Here is a 23874-nt window from a genome sequence, read left to right on the forward strand (position 1 = left end):
CCGTGTTCAAGCCATTTGATGCGTCAAAGGAAAAGTTTGCGTCAGCGCGTCTCAAATTGCGCAGGCTGTCGTCGAAATAGCCTGCGGCGGCCGCGGGTCATGGCTCGCCTCGCCAGAAGGCTGTCTGCAGTGGAAGCTGGTGTTTGATCATGGCGGTGCCGTCGACCACCTTCAGCCCACGCGCTGTGGCGGCCTGCATTAGTTCGGTTCGGCGCGCGGCGATGATGTCGAACACGGCGCAGTCGCCCGCGAGCATCGCTGGATCCATCGGCAGTGCATCGGTCGGGTGAAGCCCGAGCGAGGTTGCGTTGACGAGCAAACCAACATCGTCGAACCGCTGGTCGTTGTCGATCTCCAACTCCGGAAAATGGGTTTTCAGTCTCGACGTCAACTCGTCGATCGGCTTGATGTCGAAGATGCCGATGCGACGCGTGCCGGCGGCGGCAAGCGCGTGGCAGATCGCTCGCCCGGCCGCGCCTGCGCCGATGACCACACAGCGGCGTTTTGGATCAAAGATACCTTCCGCCCGCGCAGCATTGAGAAAGCCGCCGCCGTCGAAGGAGTCGCCGACCAGGCGCCTGCTCGATTCAATCCGGATCGTGTTGACCACGCCTTCGAATTCGGCCCCCCGGCCGACAGCATCGCAAAGTGCGAAAGCCGCCGGCTTGTGCGGCATGGTCAGGTTGAAACCCGCGACGCTGTTTGACTTCGCAAGCGCGCGGATGGTGTCGGCCAGATTCTCCGGCGCGACGTCCAGCGGCACCATGTGCCAATCGAGCCCCGCTTCCTGGAAGAACGGCGTGTAGAAGCGTGGCGCGACGACGTGGGCGGCCGGATGAGCGAGGATAAAAACGAAACGTGACGCGCCGCTCGGAAGGTTCATCGGTCATCCTTTCACCGCGCCAGCCGTCAGATTGCCGACCAGAAGCCGCCGCGCCGCGTGGAAGCTTGTCATACGGCCGCGAGTGCCTGAGAATGGGGAGGCGTATCGGCTTCGTCAATTGCATACACCGCTGGACCGAAGGAAACGCACCAATGAACAATATCAGCCGTCGTTCCATGCTCGCCGGCGCCGCCGGCCTGTTCGTTGCTCCCCATCTCACACGCGCGCAAGCCGCCAAGCCGCGCCTGACCGTGATCTCGCAATGGTCGGCGGGCAGCGATGGAGCTGCGATAACGGCGCTCGGCAAGAAATTCGAAGAGAAGGGAGGCACCTGGCAACACTCGCCGGTTCCCGGATTCACGACTGAGATGATGAACAAGCTGCGCGCGCAGATCATGGCTGGCGATCCGCCGGCCTGTTCGCAACTCAAAGGTCCGGAGATTGCGGCGTGGTCGAAGATTGCTCCGACCGTCGACCTCGACGCCCTGGTCGCCGCGGCTGGTTACGAACAGGTCGTTGCCCCGGATCTTGCGCGACTGCACAAGCCCGCCGGCAAGTGGATTTCTCTGCCATTGCAGATCTACAGCACCAACATGCTGTTTCTCTCGAAGCGCGCGATGGACAAGGCGAAGGCCGACAAGATCCCTGTCACATGGGCCGACTTCAACACCTTAGCCCAAAAGATGAAGGAGGGTGGGGTCGCACATCCGATCGCCAATGGCGGCACCCGGCCGGATGACGGGCAGAAATTCGAAGCTGCTCTCGCCGGCATCAGTCCGGTCGCATACCGGGCCGCCATCATGACTCTTGACGAGAGCGCCCTGAAGGGCCCCGAGGTAAAGGCTGCCTTCGCGCAGGTGCGCAAGATCGCCGACTGGATGGATCCCAACACGGCCGCCCAGCACTATTCGACAAACCTGCAGCGCTTCGTCGCCGGTGACATGGGCATGATGATCCAGGGTGGCTGGGCGCAGGGCGTCCTGCTCAACGCCGGCTTCAAGCTCGACGACTTCATCATCGCGCCGGGGCCCACCGACAACACCAAGCCGGTCTTTCTGTTGAACGCTGACGCATTCATCTTCTGGCAACGTAAAGAGCCGGATCTGCAGGCCGGTCAGACGCTGATGGCACAACTCGTCATGGATCCGGCGATCCAGACCATGTATTCGCAGATCACCGGGTCGATACCCGTGCGTAGCGACGTAGACCTCTCCGGCGCGGGCTGGTCCGACGGCCAACGGCAGACCGCCGCCGCGCTCAAAGAGGCTGTTGCCAACAATCAAGCCGTCCTCAGCGTCGCGCACAACATGGCGCAGGAAAACGGGATGACCGCGGCGATGATTGACGTGATCACCGAGTATGTGAAGAACAAGGCCATCACGCCGGATCAAGCGGTGGTGCGCCTCAGCGACGCCGTCGAGGGAGCGCGTTGACCCACACCGTTGCTGCAGAAACGCGAACGGGACGGCCGGTGACGTTCGGGATACTGCGCCGCCTGCCGGAACATCTGGCGATCTGGGTGCCGTTGCTGCTGTCAGCCGGGCACCTCGTTTCGTTTGCGCTGTGGACGGTCTGGATTTCGTTCACGCCTTCCACTCTCGTTCCGGTCTCAGGTTGGGTGGGCCTGCGCAACTACACCGCGGTGATGGCGACGCGGAACTGGCAGATTGCCTTCGATAATCTCCTGCTCTTTGGTTGCGGCTTCGTCCTGCTCAGTTTGCTGACCGGTCTGCTGCTCGCGGTGCTGCTCGACCAGCGCATCCGTGGCGAGAATGTGCTGCGGTCGATCTTCCTCTATCCCATTGCTCTCTCCTTCGTCGTAACCGGCACGGTCTGGAGCTGGCTGCTCAATCCAGGCCTCGGTATCCAGAAGCTTGTCAACGACATTGGCTGGACATCCTTCCGGTTCGACTGGCTGATCGATCGTGACATGGCAATCTGGACCATTGTGATTGCTGCCGTCTGGCAATCCTCGGGCTTCGCCATGGCTCTTTTTCTCGCCGGTCTTCGCTCGGTCGACGCCGATCTCATCAAGGCTGCGCAGATCGATGGTGCCGGGCCGATCCGGATGTACAGGCGCGTTATCCTTCCCACGCTTTGGCCGATCACCGTAACGGTTGTCGTGATCCAGTTGCAGTTCGCCATCACGACCTTCGACCTCGTCCGTGCTCTTACCGGCGGGGGGCCCGGACTTGCGACCCAACTGCCGGCGCTTGTTGTGTACGACCTCATGTTCCAGCGCGGGCTGCTCGCGCGCGGAGCGGCGGCGGCGGTTCTCATGCTGCTGATCCTTCTCGCGGTGCTGCTGCCCTATGCAGGGTGGCGATATCTCCAGCGACGGCAGGCCGCCCATGCGTGACCGAATCTTTGCGCCGAGCCGCATGCTGATCTATCTGGTCGTTTGGCTGATAGCGACCGCCTGGCTGGTGCCGTTTGTCGTCGTCGTGCTGAACTCGCTCCGCACCGCGGAGGAGATCGCGCAGACCTCGATGATCGGCTGGCCGAAGCAGTGGGCCTGGAGCAACTACGTCACCGCATGGGCCGAATTCTGTGTCGCTCAGACCTGCGCCGGCATCCGGCCCTATATGCTGAACTCTGCGATCGTCACCATTCCTGCGACGATCATTTCCACCATGCTTGGTGCAGTTGCCGGCTACGCCGTTTCGCTCTGGCGTTTTCGCGGCGATCAGTGGATCTACGGCATCGTTACCCTGGGCATCTTCCTCCCACAGCAGATGCGCCTGCTGCCATGGACCATCGTGCTGCGTGACGTTGGTCTTATCAACACGCTCACCGGCCTGGTCGTGATCCATACCATCCAGGGGCTTTCCTTCACCACGTTGTTCTGCCGAAACTACTACGTCGCCATTCCGCCGGAACTGATGAGGGCCGCGCGCATCGACGGCGCGGGCTTCTTCCGTATTTTCTGGCGCATTGTGCTGCCGCTCTCGCCTCCCATCCTGATCGTCACCGTGATCTGGCAGTTTACGCACATCTGGAACGAGTTCCTTTATGGCGTGACATTCACGACCGGTCAGCAGCAACCGGTCACAGCGGCGCTGATCGCGCTCTCCGCCGCAATCGCGGACATTCCTCAGCACGGCGTACAAAGCGCAGCAGTGATGATCGCGGCGCTGCCGACGCTGCTGATCTACGTCCTGGGTGGGCGGTACTTCGTACGCGGCCTGACGGCCGGTGCGGTAAAGTAGGGAAGGCGCATGTCAGCTCTCAGCATCCGCGACGTGCACAAGCGGTTCGGCCCCAGCGAAGTGCTGAAGGGAGTAAGCCTCGAGATGGGCTCGGGCGATTTCACCGTCCTGGTCGGTCCATCCGGTTGCGGAAAGTCGACATTGCTCAATATCATTGCCGGTCTGGAGCGGCAAAGCTCGGGCAGCGTCGAAATCGGCGGGCGCACTGTTGATGACATTGCGCCAAAAGATCGCGACATTGCGATGGTGTTTCAGTCCTACGCACTTTACCCGTCGATGACCGTGCGCCAGAACATAACGTTCGGCATGGAATGCCGTAATGTTCCGCGTGCGCAGCGCGAAGCCGCGGTCTCCGAGGTCGTAAGACTTCTTCAGATCGAGGCCTTGCTGGATCGCAAGCCCGCCCAGCTTTCCGGTGGCCAGCGCCAACGTGTCGCCATGGGTCGGGCCCTGGTGCGCAACCCGCTGCTCTTTCTTTTCGATGAGCCACTTTCGAACCTCGATGCCCAGCTCCGTGCCGAGATGCGCATGGAGATCAAACAGCTGCACCAGCGTCTTGGCTCAACGATCGTGTATGTCACTCACGACCAGATCGAGGCGATGACGCTGGCCACGCGCATCGCCGTGATGCGGGAGGGCGTAGTCCAGCAGTTCGCCGACCCGGAGACCGTCTATAACCGCCCGGCCAATCTCTTCGTCGCCCGCTTCATGGGAGCGCCGCCAATGAATACGCTTCCCGCCCGATTGGAGGCGTCGCCAAGCGGGAGTGTGGCCGTCATCGGACACGGTGAGGGGGAGATACGGTTGCCCGTACCGGTAGAGGTGAAAGGCTGGATTGGCCGCGAGGTCGTGCTGGGGATTCGGCCTGAATGCATCACAGAGCCAACCCGACATTTCGGCCATGCACCGGACGCTGTGCTGACCATAGCAGCTTCTGTGGAAATGACCGAGCCAACCGGGGCGGAGACGATTGTCGTGCTCCGTCTTGGCAGCGAGCGTGCACTCGGCCGGGTGTCGGCCGACCTTCGCCCCCGTGTCAACGAAATGGCCCGCTTTGCGATCGATACCCGCAAGATCAACCTGTTCGATCCGGCGACGGGTGATCGCATCGTATCTTGAGAACTCCGCTCGCCTTCGAGATGTGATGGCGATCTTGACTCGCAGGAGATCGTCATCATCATATTCTCAATCACTTCTTACATGCGATCATCCGTTGAATCAGTCGAAGCCGCGTTCGCGTATCAAGTCTAATCGACCGAACAACAGGACCAAACGGGCACGAACGGTGAGACGGCAAATATCCGGGCAGCATGTCTTGTTTCGCGTCGCGGCGTTGCGGCCGCGCCTGTCGATCGCCGCGACGATCTTTCTTGCGACCGTAGGGGCGGCCGCCGGGCAGGTTCCGAGCGAGTATATTGGCAAATGGTCGAACGATCCGGTTCGTTGCGAACAGGCCAATGGTGAGGTCGACGTGATGACCGTCACGACGACCGGCTTCGATGTCTATGAGGTCGGCTGCGATCTTGATCGCGCCGTTCGCGCGCCGGGGGGCACCCGCTTTGTCGGCCAATGCTACAAGGGCGGGAGTCCAACGAGCACCGGCACGGTCGTCATGCGTCGACTGGCGCCGGACAGGATTGACGTGGCGCTCCTGGGCTTTCCCTGGATTTCCGAAAAGCCCGAGGTGTTTCGCCGCTGCCGTTCCGGCTGACGGCAGCGGTTCGGTCTGGCGTATCGGTGGACGGGTCGGACAATGTGGGAGGATGACATGAGGCCGCTCGCATGCATCGCCGCTGCGGTGCTGGTCGTTACACTTGTCGCTGTCTCAACGCGGCCGTCGGCGGCACAGGAGAAGTCCTCCGGTGAGAGCCTTGTGCAATTCTGCGCGCGGGTCGGCAACGACGACACGATCCGCGACTATTCGCCGGCGCTTCGCCAACAGACAGCGCGCGCGTTCAAGCAGCTGTTTCCGGATGCGAAGGGCGAACCCGATGCATCGGACCTGCAGAGGCAGGCCCATTACCGCTGCATGCAGGGAAAGGTCATGGTCTGTTTTATCGGCGCCAACTTGCCATGCAGCAAGATCAGCACGGCGCGCGAGAACCGCGGCGCGACCGCATTTTGCCGAGACCATCCGAGCCAGGATAGCGTTCCGGCCTTCGCGACGGGCCACGATGCCGCTTACTCGTACAGATGCCGCAATGGCCGTGCGCAGGTCGTCAACGCGACCTGGACGCTCGACAAGCGGGGCTTCGCCAAGCAGCTGTGGGTCGCGCTGCCGGATTCGTAGGCCCGGGAGTCAGGGCGCGCACTGCCTGCCGTGCCTTGAGGATGGACGGGCAGCACGAAGCGGAGCCGGCTTGTACAAGGCAAATGCCTGACGGCGTCGAAAGTGGTCGGAAAGGAAAGCTTGTCATGTCGCGTCTTTACTATCACGAGCATTCCGACACGCTGACGCTTGAGACCAAGGTGATCAACGCCGCGCCGGGGCGGGTCATGCTGGCAGAGTCGCCGTTCTTTCCCGGCGGTGGTGGGCAGCTTGCCGACAAGGGGCTCGTACGGTGGAACAGCGGCGAGGTCCCGGTCGTCGGGTTCGAGCCCGATGGCGGGCGGATGTGGTTGCTGCTCGGCGCGCCGGTCGAGCTTTCCGGTAGTGCAGAGGCCGTAGTCGATCCCGCCTTTCGCCAGATAATGCGCGAGCTGCACACGGACACGCACCTGCTCAACGCGTTCGTGTACCAGCAGTTCGATGGCGCGCTGGTGACCGGCGTGCAGATGAACCATGACGGCACCGCGCGCATGGATTTCGATCTTCCCGACGCGGACAATGAACGGCTGCGTGCGCTTGACGGACCAATCAACGATGCAATCCGGACAAACCTCGCGGTCGGCGACAGCTATATTCCACTGGACGAGGTGATCGGCACACCGGGACTCATCCGTACGCGCTCGGCCGCGCCTCCGCCCACGCCCGATGGCAAGGTCCGCATCGTCGACATCGCTGATCTCGATCGTCAGGCCTGCGGCGGCACACATCTGGCTTCGACCGGCGGATCGCGGCCGGTGCGTGTGCTGAAGATCGAGAACAAGGGCCGGCATAATCGGCGCGTGAAAATCGGTCTCGTTGGAATCGCGCCGGGGACATGACGTGATCACTTCAGCGGCATGTATTTGCGGCAGGCGCAAAGACGGATTGACGATCTGGTTCTGAGCGCGGCAAGATCAAACGCGTTCTGTTGCGTGATTGATTGTTCTCAAAAGCAGCGATGAAATGAGGACCGGCGATGCAGCAGCAGCCAGCATCGAGCGTGAGCCGCCGTGACCTGTTGTCTCTGATCGGAACAGTTGCCGGCAGCGCGGCGATGTATCACGCGATGACGAGTCTCGGGTTCGCGACCGAGTCGGCCTATAAAGGCCCGATCAAGCTGAACGGTGATCCCAAAGGGGCTTCCGTCCTCATCCTGGGTGCAGGGCTTGCGGGCATGACCGCGGCCTTCGAGTTGCGCAAGGCCGGCTACAAGGTCGAGGTTCTCGAGTTCAATGACCGGCCCGGCGGCCGCAACTGGACCTTGCGCGGCGGCGATACTTTCACCGAACTTGGCGGGGCGAAACAGACCTGCGAATTCGAGAACGGCCTTTACATCAATCCGGGGCCGTGGCGCATTCCCTACCATCACCACGCTGTGCTCGATTACTGCAAGCGCTTTGGCGTCGCACTCGAACCGTTCATTCAGCTCAATCACAATGCGCTGCTGCACTCGACCAACGGTTTCGATGGCCAGCCGCAACGCATTCGAGAGGTCAAGACCGACTTCCAAGGGCAGGTTTCTGAGCTGCTGGCGAAAGCCACCCAGCAGGGCAAACTCGACGACGCAGTGTCCAAAGAGGACAAGGAGATTCTCCTGCAGGCACTGAAAGCCTGGGGAGCGCTCGACGCGAACTATGCCTACAAGGCCAACCTGATCTCCGGCGATTTTCGTGGCTTTGCGAGGGATCCGGGCGGCGGACTCGGAGCGGCACCGACGCCGGGCATCCCGCTCGCGCTGTCTGACATCCTGAAATCGCAGCTGTGGCGCAATCTGCAGAATTTCGCGCTGTATGAATTCCAGACGACGATGTTCCAACCGGTCGGCGGCATGGATATGATCGGCAAGGCCTTCGCTAAAGAGGTTGGAAGCCTCATCAAGTACAATGCGAAGGTGATCCGCATTCAGCAGAACGAACGTGGTGTAACCGTCACTTACCAGGACGGGAATGGTCCTGCCGCGCCCCAGCAGGCGAAAGCGGACTGGTGCATCTGTACGATTCCGTTGCCAGTGCTCAGTCAGATCGAGACGGACGTCGGCGCCAGGCTGAAGGCGGCGATCGATGCCGTGCCTTACGCGGCTTCGATCAAGGTAGGCCTGCAGTTCAAGCGCCGCTTCTGGGAGGAAGATGAGGCCATCTATGGCGGCATCAGCTACACGAACCTGCCGATCCGGCAGATCTCCTATCCGAGCACGGCCTATAACCACTCCGGCAGAGGCGTGTTGCTCGGTGCCTATCTCTATGGCGGCCCGAACTCCTACGAGTTCACCGCCATGACACCGCGCCAGCGCGTCGAGCATGCGGTGGAGTACGGCTCCAGGCTGCACCCGCAGTACAAGGCGGAGTTCGAAAATGGCATCTCGGTCGCCTGGCATCGCGTTCCCTTCACGCTCGGCTGCGCTGCGAGCTGGAACGACAAGATGCGACAGGAACACTATGACAACCTCTGTCAGATGGATGGACGGATCGTGCTTGCAGGCGAGCACGCCTCCTATCTGCCGGCCTGGATGGAAGGCGCCATCCTGTCTTCGCTCGACGCCATCTCCCGCCTCCATGAGCGTGTCGTGAAAGCATGAGATCGATCCATCATCCGAACTTTTCTTCGCGGCCGAGACCTGCTTCAATGACGACAGCATTTTCCTTCTCGCGTATCGCTGTCATTGTCTGCGCGTTTGCGTTTGTGTTGGCCCTGCCGGTCGAGGCCGTCGCGCAAACCGTGCCGGTTCCGATGCTCAGCACCACTGTTCGATTTGCGGCAAAGAGCGGGGCCGACTTGTACGCAAGCGTTTGTCAAGGTTGCCATATGCAGGACGGCAAGGGAGCTGTCGGCGCGGGCTCGTACCCCTCGCTGGCCGATAACAAGAACCTCGAAGCCGGCGGCTACCCGGTCACGGTGGTGGTCAACGGGCTCAGGGGAATGCCGCCGCTGGGTGTGATGATGAGCGACGAACAGGTCGCCGAAGTCGTGAACTACGTGCGCACCAATTTCGGCAACGCCTACAACGATGCGGTTACGGCGGAAGACGCCAAGGGCGTTCGTCCCTGACGCGGCGTTTGCCTCTCTCTCAAAAACAAGGATGCAGACTATGAAGTTCCGATTGGCAGTGTCGCTTGGGCTGGCTCTTCTTGCAGCCATGGGTAACGCGCAAGCTGAAGTCGTCCGGCACCCGATTCCTAATTCGACGTTTCCGATCGCTCAGGCGGTGCAGGTCTCCGGTAACACGACGACCTACTATATCAGCGGTCAAGTGCCACCGCTTGTCGACAAGAACACCGCGCCGAACACTACACAGGCCTATGGCGACGTGAAGACGCAGACCGTCGGTGTCCTCAACAAGACCAAGGCCATTCTCGAAGGCCTCGGTCTGACGATGGCTAACGTCATCAAGATGCAGGTTTTTCTGGTCCACGACTCGCGCGCTCCGATGGACTTCAAAGCCTTCATGGAAGGCTACACACAGTTCTACGGTGGTGATCAGCCGAAATTGCCGGTGCGCTCGGTGTTCGGCGTGGCCGCGCTTGCCAACCCGGGCTATCTCGTCGAGATCGAGGTGATCGCCGTGAAGGACGCAAAATGAGGGGTCTGGCAGCTCCCGCGGCAGGGCAGAAAAACCTGAAATCGGCACCGCCAAGGGACGCCTAGCATGAACCATGCGCGCCGCTGACGATTAGGAGAATCCGGTTCTCGGCTTCGGGCCGAAAAAGCCAATCGGTTCCATTGCCGGATTGAGAAGGAGTGCCGATTATGTCTGCAGTATCTTCCTGGATCTGCAGCGACGGAACGAATGACGTTCGAGCCTTTTGGAGAGCGATTGGGGCAACCGGAACGCCGGCAGGGCGGCCGCATGTCCAGCTGGTTGCTGCGGACGGGGGCCGTCGTCTTCTGGTCGGCTGTTGTCCTCATCGTCGCAGCGCGCGCGACCTATTTCGACCCTGGTGTTTTTGACTTCGATCGGCTCGCCGCGATTCTGCGGAGCGTTCTGAGCTAGGCGCGTTTCGATCAGTGACGGTTGGCTACGATCGAATGCGCTCGTAGCCGCTATATCAATCCTTCCCCGCGCTGCTGCTGGCCTCGCGTGTCGCTCGAGGCTCTTCTCTTTATTCTTGTCCGGTAGGCCCCGCGGCCCTAACCCGGCTTGCCCTCGATCGAGTGTTCCAACGCGATCTCGAATTTGGCCTGGCTGGCTGATCCATCTCGCGACAAACCGCGGGTCCGAGCAACGCTGCGAACAACCGTGGCAAACGCAAATTTAGGGGAATAACTTCTCCCTATTGGCCCAGAACGAAAATATACTACCACCAAAGCCCGCCAGAGCGCATAAAAGCGTTCCTATCCGGAGAGTTCTGTGCCTCGCGATAACGACGCGCCAAAGGGGCGATTTGCTGCTCTTGTCGACTACCCTACGAGACTGCTTCCCGGGGTGCTGCTTTGCATCCTGATTGCGTCGGTCGCCTTTGGTTTCGAATTCATTGAACTGCGCTTCTTTGAGCATCCCTATGTTGAGGCGCTCGTCATGGCGATCCTCCTGGGGATGGTCCTGCGTGCCTTCTGGACGCCACCGCAGCGGTGGCAATACGGCATCGCATTCAGCGCCAAGCAGTTGCTCGAAGTCGCGGTCATGCTGCTCGGCGCCTCGATCAGCTTTGCGATGATCGCTGCCTCCGGCCCGTTGCTTTTGGCCATCGTTGTCCTGACCGTATTCGTCACGCTGGGCGCGACCTACGGGCTGAGCCGTTTGCTCGGGCTGCCAACAAAGCTTTCGATTCTCATTGCGTGCGGCAATTCGATCTGCGGCAACTCGGCGATTGCCGCCGTTGCGCCTGTGATCGGAGCAGATGGTGACGACATCGCATCGTCGATCTCCTTCACCGCCATCCTCGGCGTCATGATGGTGCTGGGTCTGCCGCTTCTCATTCCTCTGCTGCAGCTATCCGCAACACAGTATGGGATTCTTGCCGGCCTCACTGTCTACGCGGTCCCGCAGGTTCTCGCGGCAACTGTGCCGGCCGGGTTTGTCAGTGCGCAGGTCGGCACGCTTGTCAAGCTTGTGCGCGTGTTGATGCTTGGACCGCTTGTCGTTGGACTGTCGCTGGTTGCGTCGCGCTGGCACACTGATCCAACCAGCAAGACAGGCGGAAAGCGGTTCAGCCTGTTCAAGTTTGTGCCGTGGTTCATTCTCGGATTTCTGGCGCTGGCGGCTCTGCGCTCATTGGGTGCCCTGCCTGGCGACCTGGCCGACCCCATAAGGAAAGTCACCGTCTTCCTGACCGTCATTTCGATGGCGGCGCTCGGTCTTGGGGTCGACGTTCGGGTTCTGGTCAAGGTCGGAGGACGTGTGACGGCAGCCGTTACGCTGTCGTTGCTGCTTCTGCTCGCGCTGAGCATTGGGCTCATACAGCTTTTCAACTGATCACGATTACGGACGCCTTTCGAAGAAGCTAACCCGGCGCAAGCGACAGAGCTCTTTCCTGCGCTCAAGACGTTTCATGGGGCAGCTGATGCGGTGCCAGTGAGGGTGGCATGCCTGATCTGGGTCTCGCGAGCCTGCCGCGTCCCGACGTTCTGTTCGCGCTCGGCGTCGACCGACCACTCTTCTCGGTCCACAGTGCGGCTGTGCGTCTCGCGCCGGAAGGTGCGGCTCTCGTGCACACCATGCGCTATCTCGAACCCGGCGAGAAGCCCGACCGCCATCGGCTCATTGCCGAACTCGAAGAGTTTATGGATTTGACGCAGCCTGGTTGGCGAGAGCAAGAGCGAGCGCGCCAATTTCTGCCAGCCATGCCGGCGATCTCGTCCATCCCGCTTGCGGCGACGGGCGACACGAACGGCCGCCCGGGCGTTGTGGTCCAGAATGGTGAGGGCCTCTTCATCTGTGGCGACTGGGTCGGATCGGCTGGCCTGCTGTCCGATGCGGCAGCGTTGAGCGGACGCTCTGCAGGCGAGGCCGCCGTAGCGTTTGCGCAGCGTTGATGCCGGCTTCGTGAGTTGGCGGACTCCATTGAATGCAAACGAGTTTCTGCGCTTGCGCAAGTCCGCGACGACGGCTCAGCATATTGTCGTGAGGACGCGACTACGTATACGATTGCGTTGCGGCCAAAACAGCCCGCTGGAGGAAAGCGATGCCCCAAAATGTGAAGCAGATGTTGGCAGAAGCGAATGCTGCGGTTCCGAAGTTGTCGCCTGCTGAAGCGGCCGAGAAAATGCAGTCTCCGGACGTGTTGATTGTCGATGTCCGTGATCCGAATGAAGTTCAGCAGACGGGCAGGATCAAAGGTGCTCTGAACGTGTCGCGGGGCATGCTGGAGTTTCGCGCCGATCCCGACAGCCCCTATCACAATCAAGCGTTCAGCAAGGACAAGACGATCCTTCTGCATTGTGCGTCTGGTGGTCGCTCTGCGCTGGCTGGAAAAGCCCTTCAGGAGATGGGGTATACGAAGGTCTTCAACATCGGTGGTTTCAAAGAACTTGCCGATGCGGGAACCGAAGTGGAGCCGGCGACGTAAGGATCGCACCGTCTAAGCGCGTGACTCTCAGTCTGATGTCGGTGAACCTGGCGTCACCGACGTCAGATAACGACGAAGCTCGTTCAAGACGGGATCGTGGAAGCTCCGCCGGCCTCGCTGTTCAGGCGGCGGCTCCAGCCGGGATCGATGCCGGTCATGTCTGGAAGTTCGTGCGCAATTCCCCTGTGGCAATCGATGCAAGTTCTCTCACCCGTTACCAGGAACTTCTCGTGAATCTCGGCCGCCCTGCGTGTCTGCTTGGCGAAATCCATCGCTATCGACGAGTGGCAGTTTGGACACTCCAGTGAGTCGTTGAACTTGAGGCGCGCCCACTCATGTTTCGCGAGTTCGAGCCGCATATCCTGGAATTTTGACGCGATCGAGATCGTGCCGAAGATCTTGCCCCAGACTTCCTTTGATGCCTGCATCTTGCGTGCGATCTGTCCGTCCATCGATGCGGCACGCGGCAGTCCGGGCCGGCAAAATGTCTTTGCGTGGTCCGGGTCACCAACTGAGCGTCAGGCCCGCGCAATCGCGCAATCAGCGCTCCCCTCTGGTGCCCATCAGGACTTCGGTCGCGGACATCGCCGTCACTCGACTCGCGTCTATCGCTCGTGCTTTGATTGCCAGTGAACGAGACGAGAAGGTTCAAGGCGATGAACCGTGCCATGGATCCTCGAAAGCGTTCGATCAACCGGTCTGATCAATAGGGCCGGGGCGATGGTTCCGGGAGGCGCTCGAATGAATGACGGATCGACCAATGGTCAGATCGCGCGGCCGATGTTGTTCCTGCCGCTCGCTATTCGCGGCCTGACGTTGAAGAACCGCCTCGTCGTGCCGCCGATGGTCCACTATCGCTGCGACCCGGGAAATACCTGCGGTACGTTTCATACCGTGCATCTCGGCCGCTACGCGCTCGGGGGCTTCGGTCTCGTCTTCGTGGAGGCCACCGGCGTCGAGGAGGTCGGCCTCATCAACGAGCATGATCTCGGCATCTGGAACGATGCCCAGATGGAAAGCTTCAAGCCTTTGATCGCTTTCATGAAGCGCCAGGGTGCGGCGATCGGCATTCAACTCGCCCATGGCGGCCGCAAGGCGTCCTCCCAGACCGCCATGCAGGGCATGGGACCGCTGACCGAGGAGAATCTGAAGTCCGGCGCCAAGGTGTGGCAGCCGGTCGGACCGACAGCCGAGCCTGTCGCTAAGGGCTGGCTGGTGCCGCGGCAGCTGACGACAGCCGAGTGCAAGGCAATGGTGGGGACGTGGGCCGCCGCGGCGAGGCGTGCGGTGGGCGCCGGATTCGACACCATCGAGATCCACGCTGCGCACGGCTATCTACTCGCTTCGTTTCTGTCGCCCGTCTCGAATACGCGCGATGACGCATACGGCGGCGACCGGGCGGGACGCATGCGCCTGCCGCTTGAGATCGCCGAGGCGGTACGCCGTGAAATGCCAGCCTCGATGCCATTATTCTTGCGCCTCTCGGCGGTCGATGGCACGCAGGAGGGCTGGAACATGGACGATACGATTATTTTTGCACGCGAGTTGAAGGCCCGCGGCGTAGACGTGATCGACTGCTCCTCGGGCGGTATCTCCGGCGCGGCGACAGCGATGCAGGTGCCGCGCAGCCTGGGCTTTCAGGTTCCCTTCGCCGGACGGGTACGCAAGGAAGCAGATATCCCGACAATGGCGGTCGGCCTGATCCTCGAGGCGCAGCAGGCCGAGACCATTCTTCAAAAGGGCCAAGCCGATCTCATCGCGATCGGTCGGCAGTCCCAGTTCAATCCCAATATTGCGCACCATTGGGCGCACGATCTCGGCATCAATCAGCGTTTCGAAGACTGGACTCCGGAATATGGCTGGTGGCTGGAGAAGCGTATCAGGACGATGGAAGGTTTCGCCACGCCGACTGGCGAGGTCACACGTCGCGCATGATTTGAGCTACAGGGATCTGCGACTGACCAGCAATTCACAGCGGTTCTAAAGAGATCGAGCGCGACAAAGCTCGGCGAGCGAATAGCACGTACGGAACACCGCTCGCTGTCTTCGACTTGACGACGCCTCGCGGCCTTCATGGAACCCAGCGTGCGACGCGAAGAGGCTGGACTCTCGAGACGTGGCATGTTGTGAGGCCATAACCTCTAAGAAATTCTGACGCTTCATACAGTTTAAGCCGATTGATACCAAGAAGCGCGACGAGCAGTCACGAGAGGACGACTGCTTCGCGATCACAAGAGGTGACGCGTTTGAAGGCTGCGAACGATGCGTTTGACCGAGGTGAGGTAACGTGTCGCGGTTCTGATTCTTTTTAGAAAGACGCGATGTGGCTGAAACCGCGTGATGATCGCGACATTCGATGCATGTATCAAAGCGCGCGCACACGTTGAATATTACACCTAGAAGGAGATTCTTAATACCTTTCGTTGCAAAAACTCAAGCGCAACGAGGGGCAATGCGTCTGTGCAATTTGGAGCGCGAAATGGCTAATCTCGCGTTGGTTCTCTCTTTGATTTCAGTTCGATCCAAGTCGACTGCGGGCGCCAAGAAATCGCCGAGCAGCTTCGCCGAAGCGATCTATATCTGCTCCTCCTAAAGGCAACAGCGGCCAGGTTATTGCCGGCTCGCTGATTGTCTCGGACGTAGGGGCCGACGAAATTTCTATTTCGAACACGCTGCAATTGCCCGCGCCGGTGCGCGTCGTCACGTCATGACTGCTTTAGGACCATCGCGCGCTGCGCTCAACGATGACAGAAGGCGCATGTGGTGCGCATAAATTTCATCTTCTCATGAAGCGCGACTTCGATCTGTACTGGAGGAGGAAGAATCGCGCGGCCGATCAGTTGGTTGCCCGCAAAATTTGCGCGAAGCAATCGGCTCGTCGTCATGCGGACGCTGAAGCGCGCGCAGATGAACATAAGGATCCGATTGCTTTCGTTCGTGCGCTTTATTGCGTGCGTGCGATCGGGCGCATCCTGACCGGTATCATCATTCATGATCTTGGATTTTTTACAGCGGCGCTCTTTGCGCGACAGACGCGTCGCGAAGTCTGTGCGCGAAGCAAAGCTGACGCGCTTCGCGGGACGCTGATCCGTGGCTTGTGTGAGAGAGCAGAGCGATCGCCGGCACACAACGCGGCATCCCGCACTTTCGAAATGCGCGGCGAACCGGCACTTTCGTTCTCAGTCCTTCATTCGCTATCTGATGTCAGTTGTCGTCCATCCAGCATCCACTGCCACACTAGCACGAAGATAACTCTCTTCGCACAATCGATTCGCGTCATCTCTAAGACGATGACATCATCACTGCAAATGTTTCTCCACCGAAAGGCAACCGCTCACTGTCATGCGGCCGAGCCGTCGGTAGCCGAATTGGTTCGCGAGACACTGAAAAGAAGCAACAATCCAAGGGAAGCTCCTATGCTTGAGGCGTCAAAAATGCACATGCAGAATAACGGGGACGGCTTACACACCAGCCGCTTCTTGACCCGTCCGCTATACCTTCAGGCACGTGACGCAATCGCGCACCGTATCGCCACCGGCACATGGAAACCGCATGCTGCCATTCCCAACGAGAGCGAGCTGGCGCGCGAATTTGGCGTCAGTGCGGGCACCATCCGGAAAGCCTTGGATCTGGCGGAGGCGGAGCGGCTGCTCACGCGCCGTCAGGGCCGGGGCACGTTCGTAAACGACCAATCAGCTGCCGAGCACGCGGCGCGCTACACCAATATCAGAAACCGGGAGGGCGAGCGCCTCAGCGGAGACGTGGAGGTCTTGAGCGTCCTGGAGACCACAGTCAGCGAAAAAGAAAGCCGCCGTCTACGCTTACGACCGCATGAACGGGTCCATCGTATCCGTCGCGTGCGGATCACCGGCGGCAAGCCCTACATGCTGGAGGACGTTGCGATGCCCACCAAGCTGTTCCCGGGTGTGGCGAGCCATGACGATGCGTCTCAGCAACTCACCGTCCTTGCTCAGCGGTTCTGCGTGTTGCTCGGCCGCGGCGAGGAGTGGCTTACCATCGGTCCGGCCGCCCCCGACGTGGCTGCGGCGCTGCACGTGGCCGCGGAACCTATGCTTCTGCGGCTAGATCGGGTGATCTATACCCACGACGGAAGACCCGCGGAATGGCGCCTCGCACAATGCCTGATGGAGGACGGCAGGTACTATCGAGCGAATTTCAGATAGAGACCTTGAATGCGCTAATCCGCCGAACCAGCCAGTATTAATGCAGCGACCATAATTATGCAGTGACCATATATTTGCGGTCCAAACGGGCCCCCGGGTTTTCACGATACTATCAGGCGAAGGGTGCAATCAGGACGCCGCTTGCTGTCCAGTGGACATTCTTGGTGCAGCCTTGATCGCGCTTGGTGCAGCCTTGATCGCGCTTGGTGCAGCGTTGAACGCGCATCGCCCGCAGCTGATGACATAGTTGCAGCGGAACTTCCGTGCGCTCGGCTCACGTTGCGGATCCAGCGCGCGGCGAGGGTCTTTCTCTTCCAGGCAAGGAGGCATTCTGCGTCGCGCAGCTCGTTTGCGCTCCTTTGGTACTGAAGTGTTGCTGAAGATTGCTGGTGCGGAATGCAGCGAGGAAGGCTGTGCCAGGTGAAACCGACGCGTAGCCGTTATCTCACTTGAAAGGTGCCCAGGTTTCGAAAGCTGCCGGGATGATCAGATCGGTGCTGAAAAGTCCGCGGACCGGTGTGAGGGTTCCGGGGCACACCGATCCGCGGGTAGTTCGCGTCGAGAGCCTCGCCTGACGCTGGCGGGGGCCGTCCCGGGAGGAGGGGCTCGCAGTGAACGCCCCGAACAAAACTCTCGACGCATGCGGATGCTGACATCGCACGCGCACATGCGCCAGCACTCGATGTCAAGATCGTTACTACCCGACGAGTCCGTCGTTGCATGATTGACAACAGACAAGCCGGTCAGGAAACGGGACACTGAACATCTCGCCAGGTTCGTTATCGGTTATCTGTCGTTTGCTGTTCGTCGACACGCTAGCGAGACGATAGCATTCTTCACACAATGTGTTGGCGCTCTCCTGGAGGCGATGGCATCATCGATCCACATGCTCCTTGCCGATGTGCAAGTCGAAGCGCCGTTGTGTGCTTCTTCACGGATCGAAGCGACACGCCAATACAAGGAAAACATCTCCATGAGAGAGTTGCCAGAAACGTCTATCGTCAACAATCGAATGTCGTCCCGTCGCTTCTCAAGTCGTCCGCTGTACCTCCAGACACGCGATGCGATCGCGGAGCGCATCTCCTCCGGCGAATGGAAGCAACATACGACCATTCCGGACGAGGGCGAATTGGCCCGCGAACTCGGCGTTAGCCCGAGCACAATGCGCAAGGCCCTGGATCTGGCGGAAGCGGAGCGCCTCCTCACTCGTCATCAGGGCGGCGGAAGGTTCGTCAGCGATCCATTGTCCGACAAGCACGCGGAGCGCTACAGCTGCATCAGAGGGCGTGACGGCAAGCGCTTAGGTGGGGAGGTGAAGGTGCTGAGCCTGCTCGAGACGACCGTCAACGAACGCGAGGTTCGGCGGCTACGTCTACGTCTGCGCGAACGCGTGCACCGCGTCCGCCGCCTGCGATTGACCGGAGGCAAGCCCTACATGCTCGAGGACATCGTGATGCCCACAAAGCTGTTTCCCCGCCTGGCGACACACTTTGACGCGTCTCAGCGACTGTCCGTCCTGGCGCAACAATATGGAGTGTCGCTCGGGGGTGGCGAGGAGCGGGTCACCGCCAGTGGCGTGGCGCCCGATGTGGCCGATGCGCTGGAGGTCGAGCCGGCGACGACAGTCATGCGACTCGATCGCGTGATCTACACGCTCGAGGGCAAACCCGCGGTATGGCGTCTCGGGCAGTGCCCTATAGTAGGGGGCAGGCACTATCTGGCCAAACTGACACGGCCCGACTGAGGTTGGATCAGTAGAGGTGGTCACCGAGATCACCGCGTTCGCATCACTGCGGGGGAGGCCACGGTAAACGACCGAGCGATGAACGTGAGCGCCAGCTCCTCACCGACGGGCCACCATTCCGAATGGCTTATAACCGCACGCGCAATGTCGAGCGCCGATGTCATCATCTGGATCTTTCGGGCCAAGCGCCTCGTACTGCACGTCACACACGAGAGCCTCTTTCGTTCCTGCGATGAAGAGATGTTTGCCGGAGAGCCGCAGTTTTCGTCATGCACCTATGTGAACCGTTGGAGCGAACGCCTTCAGAAACGCGATGGAACTTCGATTTGCCGCCGTCGTTGTCCTGCCGGGAATGGAAATGCGATTTGGAAAAGCGGATGTTTGTCATTTCTGAAAGTGCACACAATGCCAAGCGGGCCACTTCCCGAAGCACTCATCAAGAAGCTGCGCGTTTCCAATGATCTGAATGACGAGGATATCAGAGCGCTCGAAAGCCTGCCGATTGCAGGAAAATCTTATGCGCCGCAGCAGCGGATCGTGGTCGAGGGAGATAGGCCGACCGAGTGCTGCCTGATCATCGATGGGTACGCCTATCGCTCAAAGACAACGGGCGCCGGCCTCCGCCAGGTTTTGAGCATCCATGTTGCCGGCGAGATCCCGGACCTGCAGAGTCTGCACCTCCATGTCATGGATCACGACCTTACGGCGCTCACCGGATGCACGCTGGGATTTATCCCGCATGAATATATCCTCGACCTGTGCGCACGACACCCCGGCACTGCAGCGGCCCTCTGGCGCGAAACGCTGGTGGACGCGGCGATATTTCGGGAATGGATGATCAACATCGGCCGGCGAACAGCGACGGAGCGGATGGCGCACCTGCTCATGGAGCTCTGGGAACGGCTCGAGCCTATCGGCCGCACACACGAGGACTCGTTCGAATTGCCTGTCACCCAATCAGATCTTGCGGACTGCTTGGGCCTGACGCCAGTTCACATCAACCGCGTGCTCAGGCAGCTGCGCAACGAGAAATTGCTGGAGATCGTGCGGCGGGAATTCAAGCTGTTGGATCGCCCGAAGCTTAAGGAGCTGGGACAGTTCGATCCGACCTATCTGCACTTACATCCGTCGATGTAACCGGCGGCGAGGATTGCCAGCTCCGGTCACGTCGCTTGAGCGCGACCGACAACGTCATGTAGCGCGCCCCGGAGCACGACCGGCGTTCAGTTCGATCGCAGCCAGCGCTTGACTTCCGCATAGGCCCGCAACTTGGCGACCTCTATCAGGATGGACTGCCGCGCGGGTCCAGGTGGCAGCCGCGAGGCTTCGCACTCGCGAGCCTTGATGCGCTCGGCGATGTCTTCGCGGGTCGGATAGTTTGCCTTGGGGATTTTTTTCATCTCATTCACATGAACAATTGAAAGAAAAGAGCGGCTCCGAACCCGGACACCGCTGCTCCCGACGCGGCACAAATGAAGGCGACGAAAACAGGGTGCATGCTCCAAGCTTAGGCCGACGGCGGAAAGCCGCATTATCAAATGTTAACGTCGCAACGATCAGTCATGGGGCCGGCGGGGAGGCAGCCGTCCGTGGTCGAGAGAGCTCCCGCCAGAGCGTTCGCTAAGAGCCACTTGCCGCAAGGCCAATCACCTGCGCGAGCACCTGTTCGCGTTTGGCCTGCGAACGGCTTGCCTTCAGACGTGCGGAAAAGCGCTCGAGCAGGCCATCCTCAAACGCCGTTACAATTGTTTCATGCACGTAGCTCTTGCGGCAGATCGCTGGCGTGTTTGCCAGCTCCTCCGCACAGTCGCGAACGGCTTCCATGACCTGTCTATTGCGCGCCCGCGCGCTGGCGGCGGGGACGCAGTGCGCCAGCGATTCCAGGACGGCGGCTGAAGCCATCAACGTGCGGAAGTCCTTCAGTGAGATGCGAACCCCGGCGATCTCACGCAGGAAGACATTGACCTGCGCAGAGGTCACGCCGCGCACTTCGCCCCCGTCGTCGCGGTACTGAAAAAGGCGCCGGCCCGGCAAGGTCACGAGCACTTTGACGGCGCGCAGCAGATTCGCTGCGCGGCATTCCTTTTGAACGCTTTTGCCGCCCTTGCCACGGAAAGACAGGACGAGACGGTCAGGTTCTGTCCTCACGTTGGACTTCAAGAGCGTCGCCGCACCGCGCGAACGGTGAAGTGTCGCATATGTCTCGCCGCCGGGCCGGATGGCGGTGCTTGCCACCAGTTCGATCACCGCAGCCAGAGCGAATTCGCGGGTCGGTTCGGCGCGGGCCAGCCGTTGGGCAACGCTGCGGCGGATGCGCGGTAGCACTGAGATCAGTCGGACTAGCCGGCGCGCCTTCCGCAGCTCTCTGACCTTCTCCCAATCCGGATGATAGCGATATTGAAGCCGCCCTGCCGCATCCCGGCCGACCGCTTGAAGATGAGCGTTCGGGTCCGCTGCATAGCGGACGTCTTCATAGGCTGGCGGAACGGCCAGCGACCTCAGCCGCGAGACGGTCGTGGCGCTCTTGATTGCGCGCCCGTTGGCGCCGACGAACGAGAAGCGATCGCCGCGCCGCAAGCGCCGGATAGTCAGCTCGTCGCGACGGCAAATCTTCAAACCGTGCGTCTTGGTGAGCTTCGCCAGCGAGCGCGCGCGCGATCGTACCAATCCACTGTTTGAACCGACCGAGGACTCGGGTACAATGATCGACATGGTGTTGCTCCTCAGGAACGCAAAGCCGCGACCGGAGCAATTTGTTCCGGGTGCGCATGGCTCTGCGGCGGGGAACCATTTCAGTTGAAGCGAACGACGCGTGGTGCTCGCCGGGAGCGGCTCCACCCTATCAATTCAGAACTATAGCGTCCCGGGTTACAGCTTCGCGTCGAATGACACTCCCTTGCCTGTCAGCGGATCAAGCGCGCAGACAAAGGTAAAGGCGTGCCAGCTGCTGCCCGTCCGGACCTGGCCGGTGCCCTCCAGGCGACGGTTGCTGATGAGGCGAAGCGTTGCGGGATCGTTGTTTCCCAGAAAGACGCGGTCGGCCTGGCTGAGATGGCGCTTGAGGGTCGCGAGCGCGAGCGGCCGGCAGATGAATTCAGCGACCTTCTTTGCGTCGCTCCATTCGCCAGCAAGCGCGCGCTCCTCGCGAAACTTCAGCTTGGCGATCTGCCGCGCTATTGCCGATGACTGCGCCGGCGAAAGACCGGACGTGGCAGAAGCCGCGCCAGCCGAAGCGAACAGCAGGCCGAACAGCAAGGCCCCACTCATCACACGGAGCAATCTCATCGTCATCGGCTTCGCCACCAGTTCAGTGGGCGCCAATTTGTGCCTGATGGTCAGAACTGGTCAACGGGCGAGATCGGCAAGGACGTTGCCGAGCGCTTGTCCTCGTGGCCGTCGCCACCCTTACCTATCGAGGAACTCCAGGACTCGAATTCCGTTCATTGAGCATCTGATTAAAAAGAATCTTATCAAGGAGAATTCGATGAGGAACTTCTTTTGGTCATCACGCTATCCTGGTGACGCCTGCGACGGCCCATTCCGTCGGTGAGAAGATCGGAGTCAACTCGGCGCTCGGCGTCGCGCCGAACACTGGCGATTTCGTCAAACAGGTTGCCGTCAGCGACATACTTGAAATCGAAGCCAGCAAGCTGCTGGCGCATGAGCGTGCCGATCCTGCAAGCAACGCCGAACAAGGCGTCGCCCAAAGGAAATAGGCCAGAGGATTTTCCGCACGCTTGGCGTGCCATATGCCGAGAGCTCGTGTGATGATGGCAGATCAAGGCGGGCGCGGTCCGATGTGAGTGCGCGGGCAACGCACTGTCTTTGTCCGCCAATCCGCGTCACGCCCGCATAGGTCCCGCGTGCACTCACGCTCGACGCTTGCCGCGAAATGGCGCAGCTTGCGGCCTGGATTCGGCGCTGCTAAGGTGCCGCAAAATAAACAACAAAAAATTGGTCGGCTTTACCCGGGAGGGGATTAATATGCGTGCACTCGCATTGATCGCTGCGCTGACTGCTGGTTCTGCACTTGCTGTGATCGGAAGTGCCTCTGCCCAGACGGTCGATGGCCCGAAGGTCACCTGGAAGGTGGGGGCGTGGGGCAAGCCGAGGGCGGCGAGCAAAGGCCTCGATACGCTCGCCAGCTACGTGAAAGAGCAGACCGGAGGCAAGTTCACCATCAATGTCGGATACGGCTCGTATGGCGAGCCGAAGGAGCTGCTCGATCTGGTTTCGGTCGGTGCTCTCGAAGCGACGAACATGTGCTCCTCGTACCATCCGGAAAAGCACCCGGCCTATACTGCCCTCGATCTTCCCTTCCTGCCTTTCCCAAATGCTGACGTGCAGGAGAAGGTGCACGAGAAATTCCATCAGCACCCCTATATCCGGCAGGAGTTGGCGAAGTGGAAAGCCTTTCCGTTCATGTCGACGCTGCTGCCACAATATGAGTTCATCGGCCGCAGTAGTCCGCCCCCGAAAACGATGTCGGATTGGAAGGGGCTCAGGGTCCGTGCGATTGGTGGCATCGGCTCGGCGATGGCCAAGATCGGCGCGGTGCCGACCTCTGTCGACGCGACGGAAGTCTACAACCTCCTGGAGCGCGGCACGGTGGACGCGGCGTCGTTTCCCTCGACTTACGCCCACGGGTCGTACCGGACCTACGAGGTCGGCAAATGGTTCACATCCAACCTTGCACCAGGCACCCAGGCATGCCCGGTCGTGATCGGCATCGAGGCCTGGAACAAGCTGCCAAAGCAGTATCAGGAGCTGCTCGAGAAGGGTAAGGCGATCGCCTATGCCGAGCAGAAGAAGGCCTATGTGGAGGCGGACGACAAGTATCTCGCCGAATTCAAACGGAAGAACCTGGAGTTCATTACCTATTCGAAGGAGCAGCTCGCTGAATTCCAGAACGTCGCGGCTAAGCCGGTGTGGGACGAGTGGGTCGCTGAAAAATCAAAGCAGGGCGTTCCGGCCGAGGAGCTCCTGAAACTGATTCTCGACGCCGCAAAGGCAGCGCCGAAGTCTTAAACAACAGCATCAGCA

The 23874-nt window shown here is 60.5% G+C and carries 24 protein-coding genes and 1 pseudogene; 20 read left to right on the forward strand and 5 right to left on the reverse strand.

Features of this window, described 5'->3' with window-relative positions:
• Positions 1-97: 97 nt before the first annotated feature.
• Positions 98-883 (reverse strand): hypothetical protein, encoded by a 786-nt coding sequence (locus RCO31_RS15690; protein ID WP_308969348.1) that lies wholly within the window; start codon positions 881-883, stop codon positions 98-100.
• Positions 884-1035: 152 nt separating this feature from the next.
• Between RCO31_RS15690 and RCO31_RS15695 the strand changes: the two genes are divergently transcribed.
• The 14 genes from RCO31_RS15695 to RCO31_RS15760 all read left to right on the forward strand — a co-directional run bounded on the left by RCO31_RS15695 (position 1036) and on the right by RCO31_RS15760 (position 12903).
• Positions 1036-2316 carry an ABC transporter substrate-binding protein gene (locus RCO31_RS15695; RefSeq protein WP_374991491.1) on the forward strand — a complete coding sequence of 427 codons (1281 nt, stop codon included), beginning with the start codon at positions 1036-1038 and terminating at the stop codon, positions 2314-2316.
• Positions 2313-3242: a sugar ABC transporter permease gene (locus tag RCO31_RS15700; protein WP_308969349.1), complete on the forward strand. Its 930-nt coding sequence runs from the start codon at positions 2313-2315 to the stop codon at positions 3240-3242. Before RCO31_RS15695 ends, RCO31_RS15700 begins: the two co-directional genes overlap by 4 nt.
• Positions 3235-4092, forward strand: a complete 858-nt coding sequence (locus tag RCO31_RS15705) for a carbohydrate ABC transporter permease (protein ID WP_308969350.1) — start codon at positions 3235-3237, stop codon at positions 4090-4092. The genes RCO31_RS15700 and RCO31_RS15705 overlap by 8 nt, the downstream gene beginning before the upstream one ends.
• Positions 4093-4101: 9 nt before the next feature.
• Positions 4102-5211 carry a sn-glycerol-3-phosphate ABC transporter ATP-binding protein UgpC gene (locus tag RCO31_RS15710; RefSeq protein WP_308969351.1) on the forward strand — a complete coding sequence of 370 codons (1110 nt, stop codon included), beginning with the start codon at positions 4102-4104 and terminating at the stop codon, positions 5209-5211.
• A 166-nt stretch (positions 5212-5377) separates the two neighbouring features.
• Entirely contained in the window at positions 5378-5803 is a 426-nt protein-coding gene (locus tag RCO31_RS15715) for a hypothetical protein (RefSeq protein ID WP_308969352.1), read from the forward strand.
• A 57-nt stretch (positions 5804-5860) separates the two neighbouring features.
• Positions 5861-6382, forward strand: a complete 522-nt coding sequence (locus tag RCO31_RS15720; RefSeq protein ID WP_308969353.1) for a hypothetical protein — start codon at positions 5861-5863, stop codon at positions 6380-6382.
• 125 nt (positions 6383-6507) lie between these two features.
• On the forward strand, positions 6508-7239 hold the full coding sequence (locus tag RCO31_RS15725) for an alanyl-tRNA editing protein (RefSeq protein ID WP_308969354.1): 732 nt from the start codon (positions 6508-6510) through the stop codon (positions 7237-7239).
• Between the two features lie 137 nt (positions 7240-7376).
• Positions 7377-8975: an NAD(P)/FAD-dependent oxidoreductase gene (locus RCO31_RS15730; protein WP_308969355.1), complete on the forward strand. Its 1599-nt coding sequence runs from the start codon at positions 7377-7379 to the stop codon at positions 8973-8975.
• 47 nt (positions 8976-9022) lie between these two features.
• The gene (locus RCO31_RS15735) at positions 9023-9445 is read left to right on the forward strand and encodes a cytochrome c (protein WP_308969356.1); all 423 of its coding nucleotides are present in this window, start codon (positions 9023-9025) and stop codon (positions 9443-9445) included.
• Positions 9446-9485: 40 nt separating this feature from the next.
• Positions 9486-9977 (forward strand): Rid family hydrolase, encoded by a 492-nt coding sequence (locus RCO31_RS15740; RefSeq protein WP_308969357.1) that lies wholly within the window; start codon positions 9486-9488, stop codon positions 9975-9977.
• A 207-nt stretch (positions 9978-10184) separates the two neighbouring features.
• Positions 10185-10388 (forward strand): hypothetical protein, encoded by a 204-nt coding sequence (locus RCO31_RS15745; RefSeq protein ID WP_308969358.1) that lies wholly within the window; start codon positions 10185-10187, stop codon positions 10386-10388.
• Between the two features lie 420 nt (positions 10389-10808).
• Complete coding sequence (locus RCO31_RS15750) at positions 10809-11810, forward strand: putative sulfate exporter family transporter (RefSeq protein WP_308969500.1); 1002 nt, start codon at positions 10809-10811, stop codon at positions 11808-11810.
• 110 nt (positions 11811-11920) lie between these two features.
• Entirely contained in the window at positions 11921-12370 is a 450-nt protein-coding gene (locus RCO31_RS15755; RefSeq protein WP_308969359.1) for a hypothetical protein, read from the forward strand.
• A gap of 149 nt (positions 12371-12519) precedes the next feature.
• A complete protein-coding gene (locus RCO31_RS15760) occupies positions 12520-12903 on the forward strand; it encodes a rhodanese-like domain-containing protein (protein WP_308969360.1) in 384 nt (127 codons plus the stop codon).
• Positions 12904-12930: 27 nt separating this feature from the next.
• Here RCO31_RS15760 and RCO31_RS15765 read toward each other — a convergent pair.
• Positions 12931-13378: pseudogene (locus tag RCO31_RS15765) on the reverse strand (NapC/NirT family cytochrome c); the annotation flags it as partial.
• 266 nt (positions 13379-13644) lie between these two features.
• On the opposite strand from RCO31_RS15765, the gene RCO31_RS15770 reads away from it, so the two are divergent.
• The 4 genes from RCO31_RS15770 (at position 13645) to RCO31_RS15785 (ending at position 19968) form a co-directional block, all read left to right on the forward strand.
• On the forward strand, positions 13645-14838 hold the full coding sequence (locus RCO31_RS15770) for an NADH:flavin oxidoreductase/NADH oxidase (protein ID WP_308969361.1): 1194 nt from the start codon (positions 13645-13647) through the stop codon (positions 14836-14838).
• 809 nt (positions 14839-15647) lie between these two features.
• On the forward strand, positions 15648-17087 hold the full coding sequence (locus RCO31_RS15775; RefSeq protein ID WP_308969362.1) for a GntR family transcriptional regulator: 1440 nt from the start codon (positions 15648-15650) through the stop codon (positions 17085-17087).
• Between the two features lie 868 nt (positions 17088-17955).
• Positions 17956-18831, forward strand: a complete 876-nt coding sequence (locus tag RCO31_RS15780) for a GntR family transcriptional regulator (RefSeq protein WP_308969363.1) — start codon at positions 17956-17958, stop codon at positions 18829-18831.
• A 78-nt stretch (positions 18832-18909) separates the two neighbouring features.
• Positions 18910-19968, forward strand: a complete 1059-nt coding sequence (locus RCO31_RS15785) for a Crp/Fnr family transcriptional regulator (protein ID WP_308969364.1) — start codon at positions 18910-18912, stop codon at positions 19966-19968.
• A gap of 86 nt (positions 19969-20054) precedes the next feature.
• On the opposite strand, the gene RCO31_RS15790 is transcribed toward RCO31_RS15785, so the two are convergent.
• The 3 genes from RCO31_RS15790 to RCO31_RS15800 all read right to left on the reverse strand — a co-directional run bounded on the left by RCO31_RS15790 (position 20055) and on the right by RCO31_RS15800 (position 22122).
• Entirely contained in the window at positions 20055-20231 is a 177-nt protein-coding gene (locus tag RCO31_RS15790; RefSeq protein ID WP_308969365.1) for a hypothetical protein, read from the reverse strand.
• A gap of 220 nt (positions 20232-20451) precedes the next feature.
• On the reverse strand, positions 20452-21543 hold the full coding sequence (locus tag RCO31_RS15795; RefSeq protein WP_308969366.1) for a DNA topoisomerase IB: 1092 nt from the start codon (positions 21541-21543) through the stop codon (positions 20452-20454).
• 156 nt (positions 21544-21699) lie between these two features.
• A complete protein-coding gene (locus tag RCO31_RS15800) occupies positions 21700-22122 on the reverse strand; it encodes a hypothetical protein (protein ID WP_308969367.1) in 423 nt (140 codons plus the stop codon).
• A 227-nt stretch (positions 22123-22349) separates the two neighbouring features.
• Here RCO31_RS15800 and RCO31_RS15805 point away from each other — a divergent pair, with 227 nt between their 5' ends.
• Entirely contained in the window at positions 22350-22547 is a 198-nt protein-coding gene (locus tag RCO31_RS15805) for a hypothetical protein (RefSeq protein ID WP_374991492.1), read from the forward strand.
• A 268-nt stretch (positions 22548-22815) separates the two neighbouring features.
• The gene (gene dctP, locus RCO31_RS15810; protein ID WP_308969369.1) at positions 22816-23859 is read left to right on the forward strand and encodes a TRAP transporter substrate-binding protein DctP; all 1044 of its coding nucleotides are present in this window, start codon (positions 22816-22818) and stop codon (positions 23857-23859) included.
• Positions 23860-23874 lie beyond the last annotated feature (15 nt).

This window comes from Bradyrhizobium sp. LHD-71, assembly GCF_031157255.1.
Classification (GTDB): domain Bacteria; phylum Pseudomonadota; class Alphaproteobacteria; order Rhizobiales; family Xanthobacteraceae; genus P52-10.

What these genes read in the sequence shown, in the direction of transcription:
- RCO31_RS15690 (WP_308969348.1), bottom strand. Translation starts at nt 883, where the DNA reads ATGAACCTTCCGAGCGGCGCGTCACGTTTCGTTTTTATCCTCGCTCAT.
- RCO31_RS15695 (WP_374991491.1), top strand. Translation starts at nt 1,036, where the DNA reads ATGAACAATATCAGCCGTCGTTCCATGCTCGCCGGCGCCGCCGGCCTG.
- RCO31_RS15705 (WP_308969350.1), top strand. Translation starts at nt 3,235, where the DNA reads ATGCGTGACCGAATCTTTGCGCCGAGCCGCATGCTGATCTATCTGGTC.
- RCO31_RS15710 (WP_308969351.1), top strand. Translation starts at nt 4,102, where the DNA reads ATGTCAGCTCTCAGCATCCGCGACGTGCACAAGCGGTTCGGCCCCAGC.
- RCO31_RS15720 (WP_308969353.1), top strand. Translation starts at nt 5,861, where the DNA reads ATGAGGCCGCTCGCATGCATCGCCGCTGCGGTGCTGGTCGTTACACTT.
- RCO31_RS15725 (WP_308969354.1), top strand. Translation starts at nt 6,508, where the DNA reads ATGTCGCGTCTTTACTATCACGAGCATTCCGACACGCTGACGCTTGAG.
- RCO31_RS15730 (WP_308969355.1), top strand. Translation starts at nt 7,377, where the DNA reads ATGCAGCAGCAGCCAGCATCGAGCGTGAGCCGCCGTGACCTGTTGTCT.
- RCO31_RS15735 (WP_308969356.1), top strand. Translation starts at nt 9,023, where the DNA reads ATGACGACAGCATTTTCCTTCTCGCGTATCGCTGTCATTGTCTGCGCG.
- RCO31_RS15740 (WP_308969357.1), top strand. Translation starts at nt 9,486, where the DNA reads ATGAAGTTCCGATTGGCAGTGTCGCTTGGGCTGGCTCTTCTTGCAGCC.
- RCO31_RS15745 (WP_308969358.1), top strand. Translation starts at nt 10,185, where the DNA reads ATGACGTTCGAGCCTTTTGGAGAGCGATTGGGGCAACCGGAACGCCGG.
- RCO31_RS15755 (WP_308969359.1), top strand. Translation starts at nt 11,921, where the DNA reads ATGCCTGATCTGGGTCTCGCGAGCCTGCCGCGTCCCGACGTTCTGTTC.
- RCO31_RS15760 (WP_308969360.1), top strand. Translation starts at nt 12,520, where the DNA reads ATGCCCCAAAATGTGAAGCAGATGTTGGCAGAAGCGAATGCTGCGGTT.
- RCO31_RS15770 (WP_308969361.1), top strand. Translation starts at nt 13,645, where the DNA reads ATGAATGACGGATCGACCAATGGTCAGATCGCGCGGCCGATGTTGTTC.
- RCO31_RS15775 (WP_308969362.1), top strand. Translation starts at nt 15,648, where the DNA reads ATGACAGAAGGCGCATGTGGTGCGCATAAATTTCATCTTCTCATGAAG.
- RCO31_RS15780 (WP_308969363.1), top strand. Translation starts at nt 17,956, where the DNA reads ATGGCATCATCGATCCACATGCTCCTTGCCGATGTGCAAGTCGAAGCG.
- RCO31_RS15785 (WP_308969364.1), top strand. Translation starts at nt 18,910, where the DNA reads ATGAACGTGAGCGCCAGCTCCTCACCGACGGGCCACCATTCCGAATGG.
- RCO31_RS15790 (WP_308969365.1), bottom strand. Translation starts at nt 20,231, where the DNA reads ATGAAAAAAATCCCCAAGGCAAACTATCCGACCCGCGAAGACATCGCC.
- RCO31_RS15795 (WP_308969366.1), bottom strand. Translation starts at nt 21,543, where the DNA reads ATGTCGATCATTGTACCCGAGTCCTCGGTCGGTTCAAACAGTGGATTG.
- RCO31_RS15800 (WP_308969367.1), bottom strand. Translation starts at nt 22,122, where the DNA reads ATGACGATGAGATTGCTCCGTGTGATGAGTGGGGCCTTGCTGTTCGGC.
- dctP (WP_308969369.1), top strand. Translation starts at nt 22,816, where the DNA reads ATGCGTGCACTCGCATTGATCGCTGCGCTGACTGCTGGTTCTGCACTT.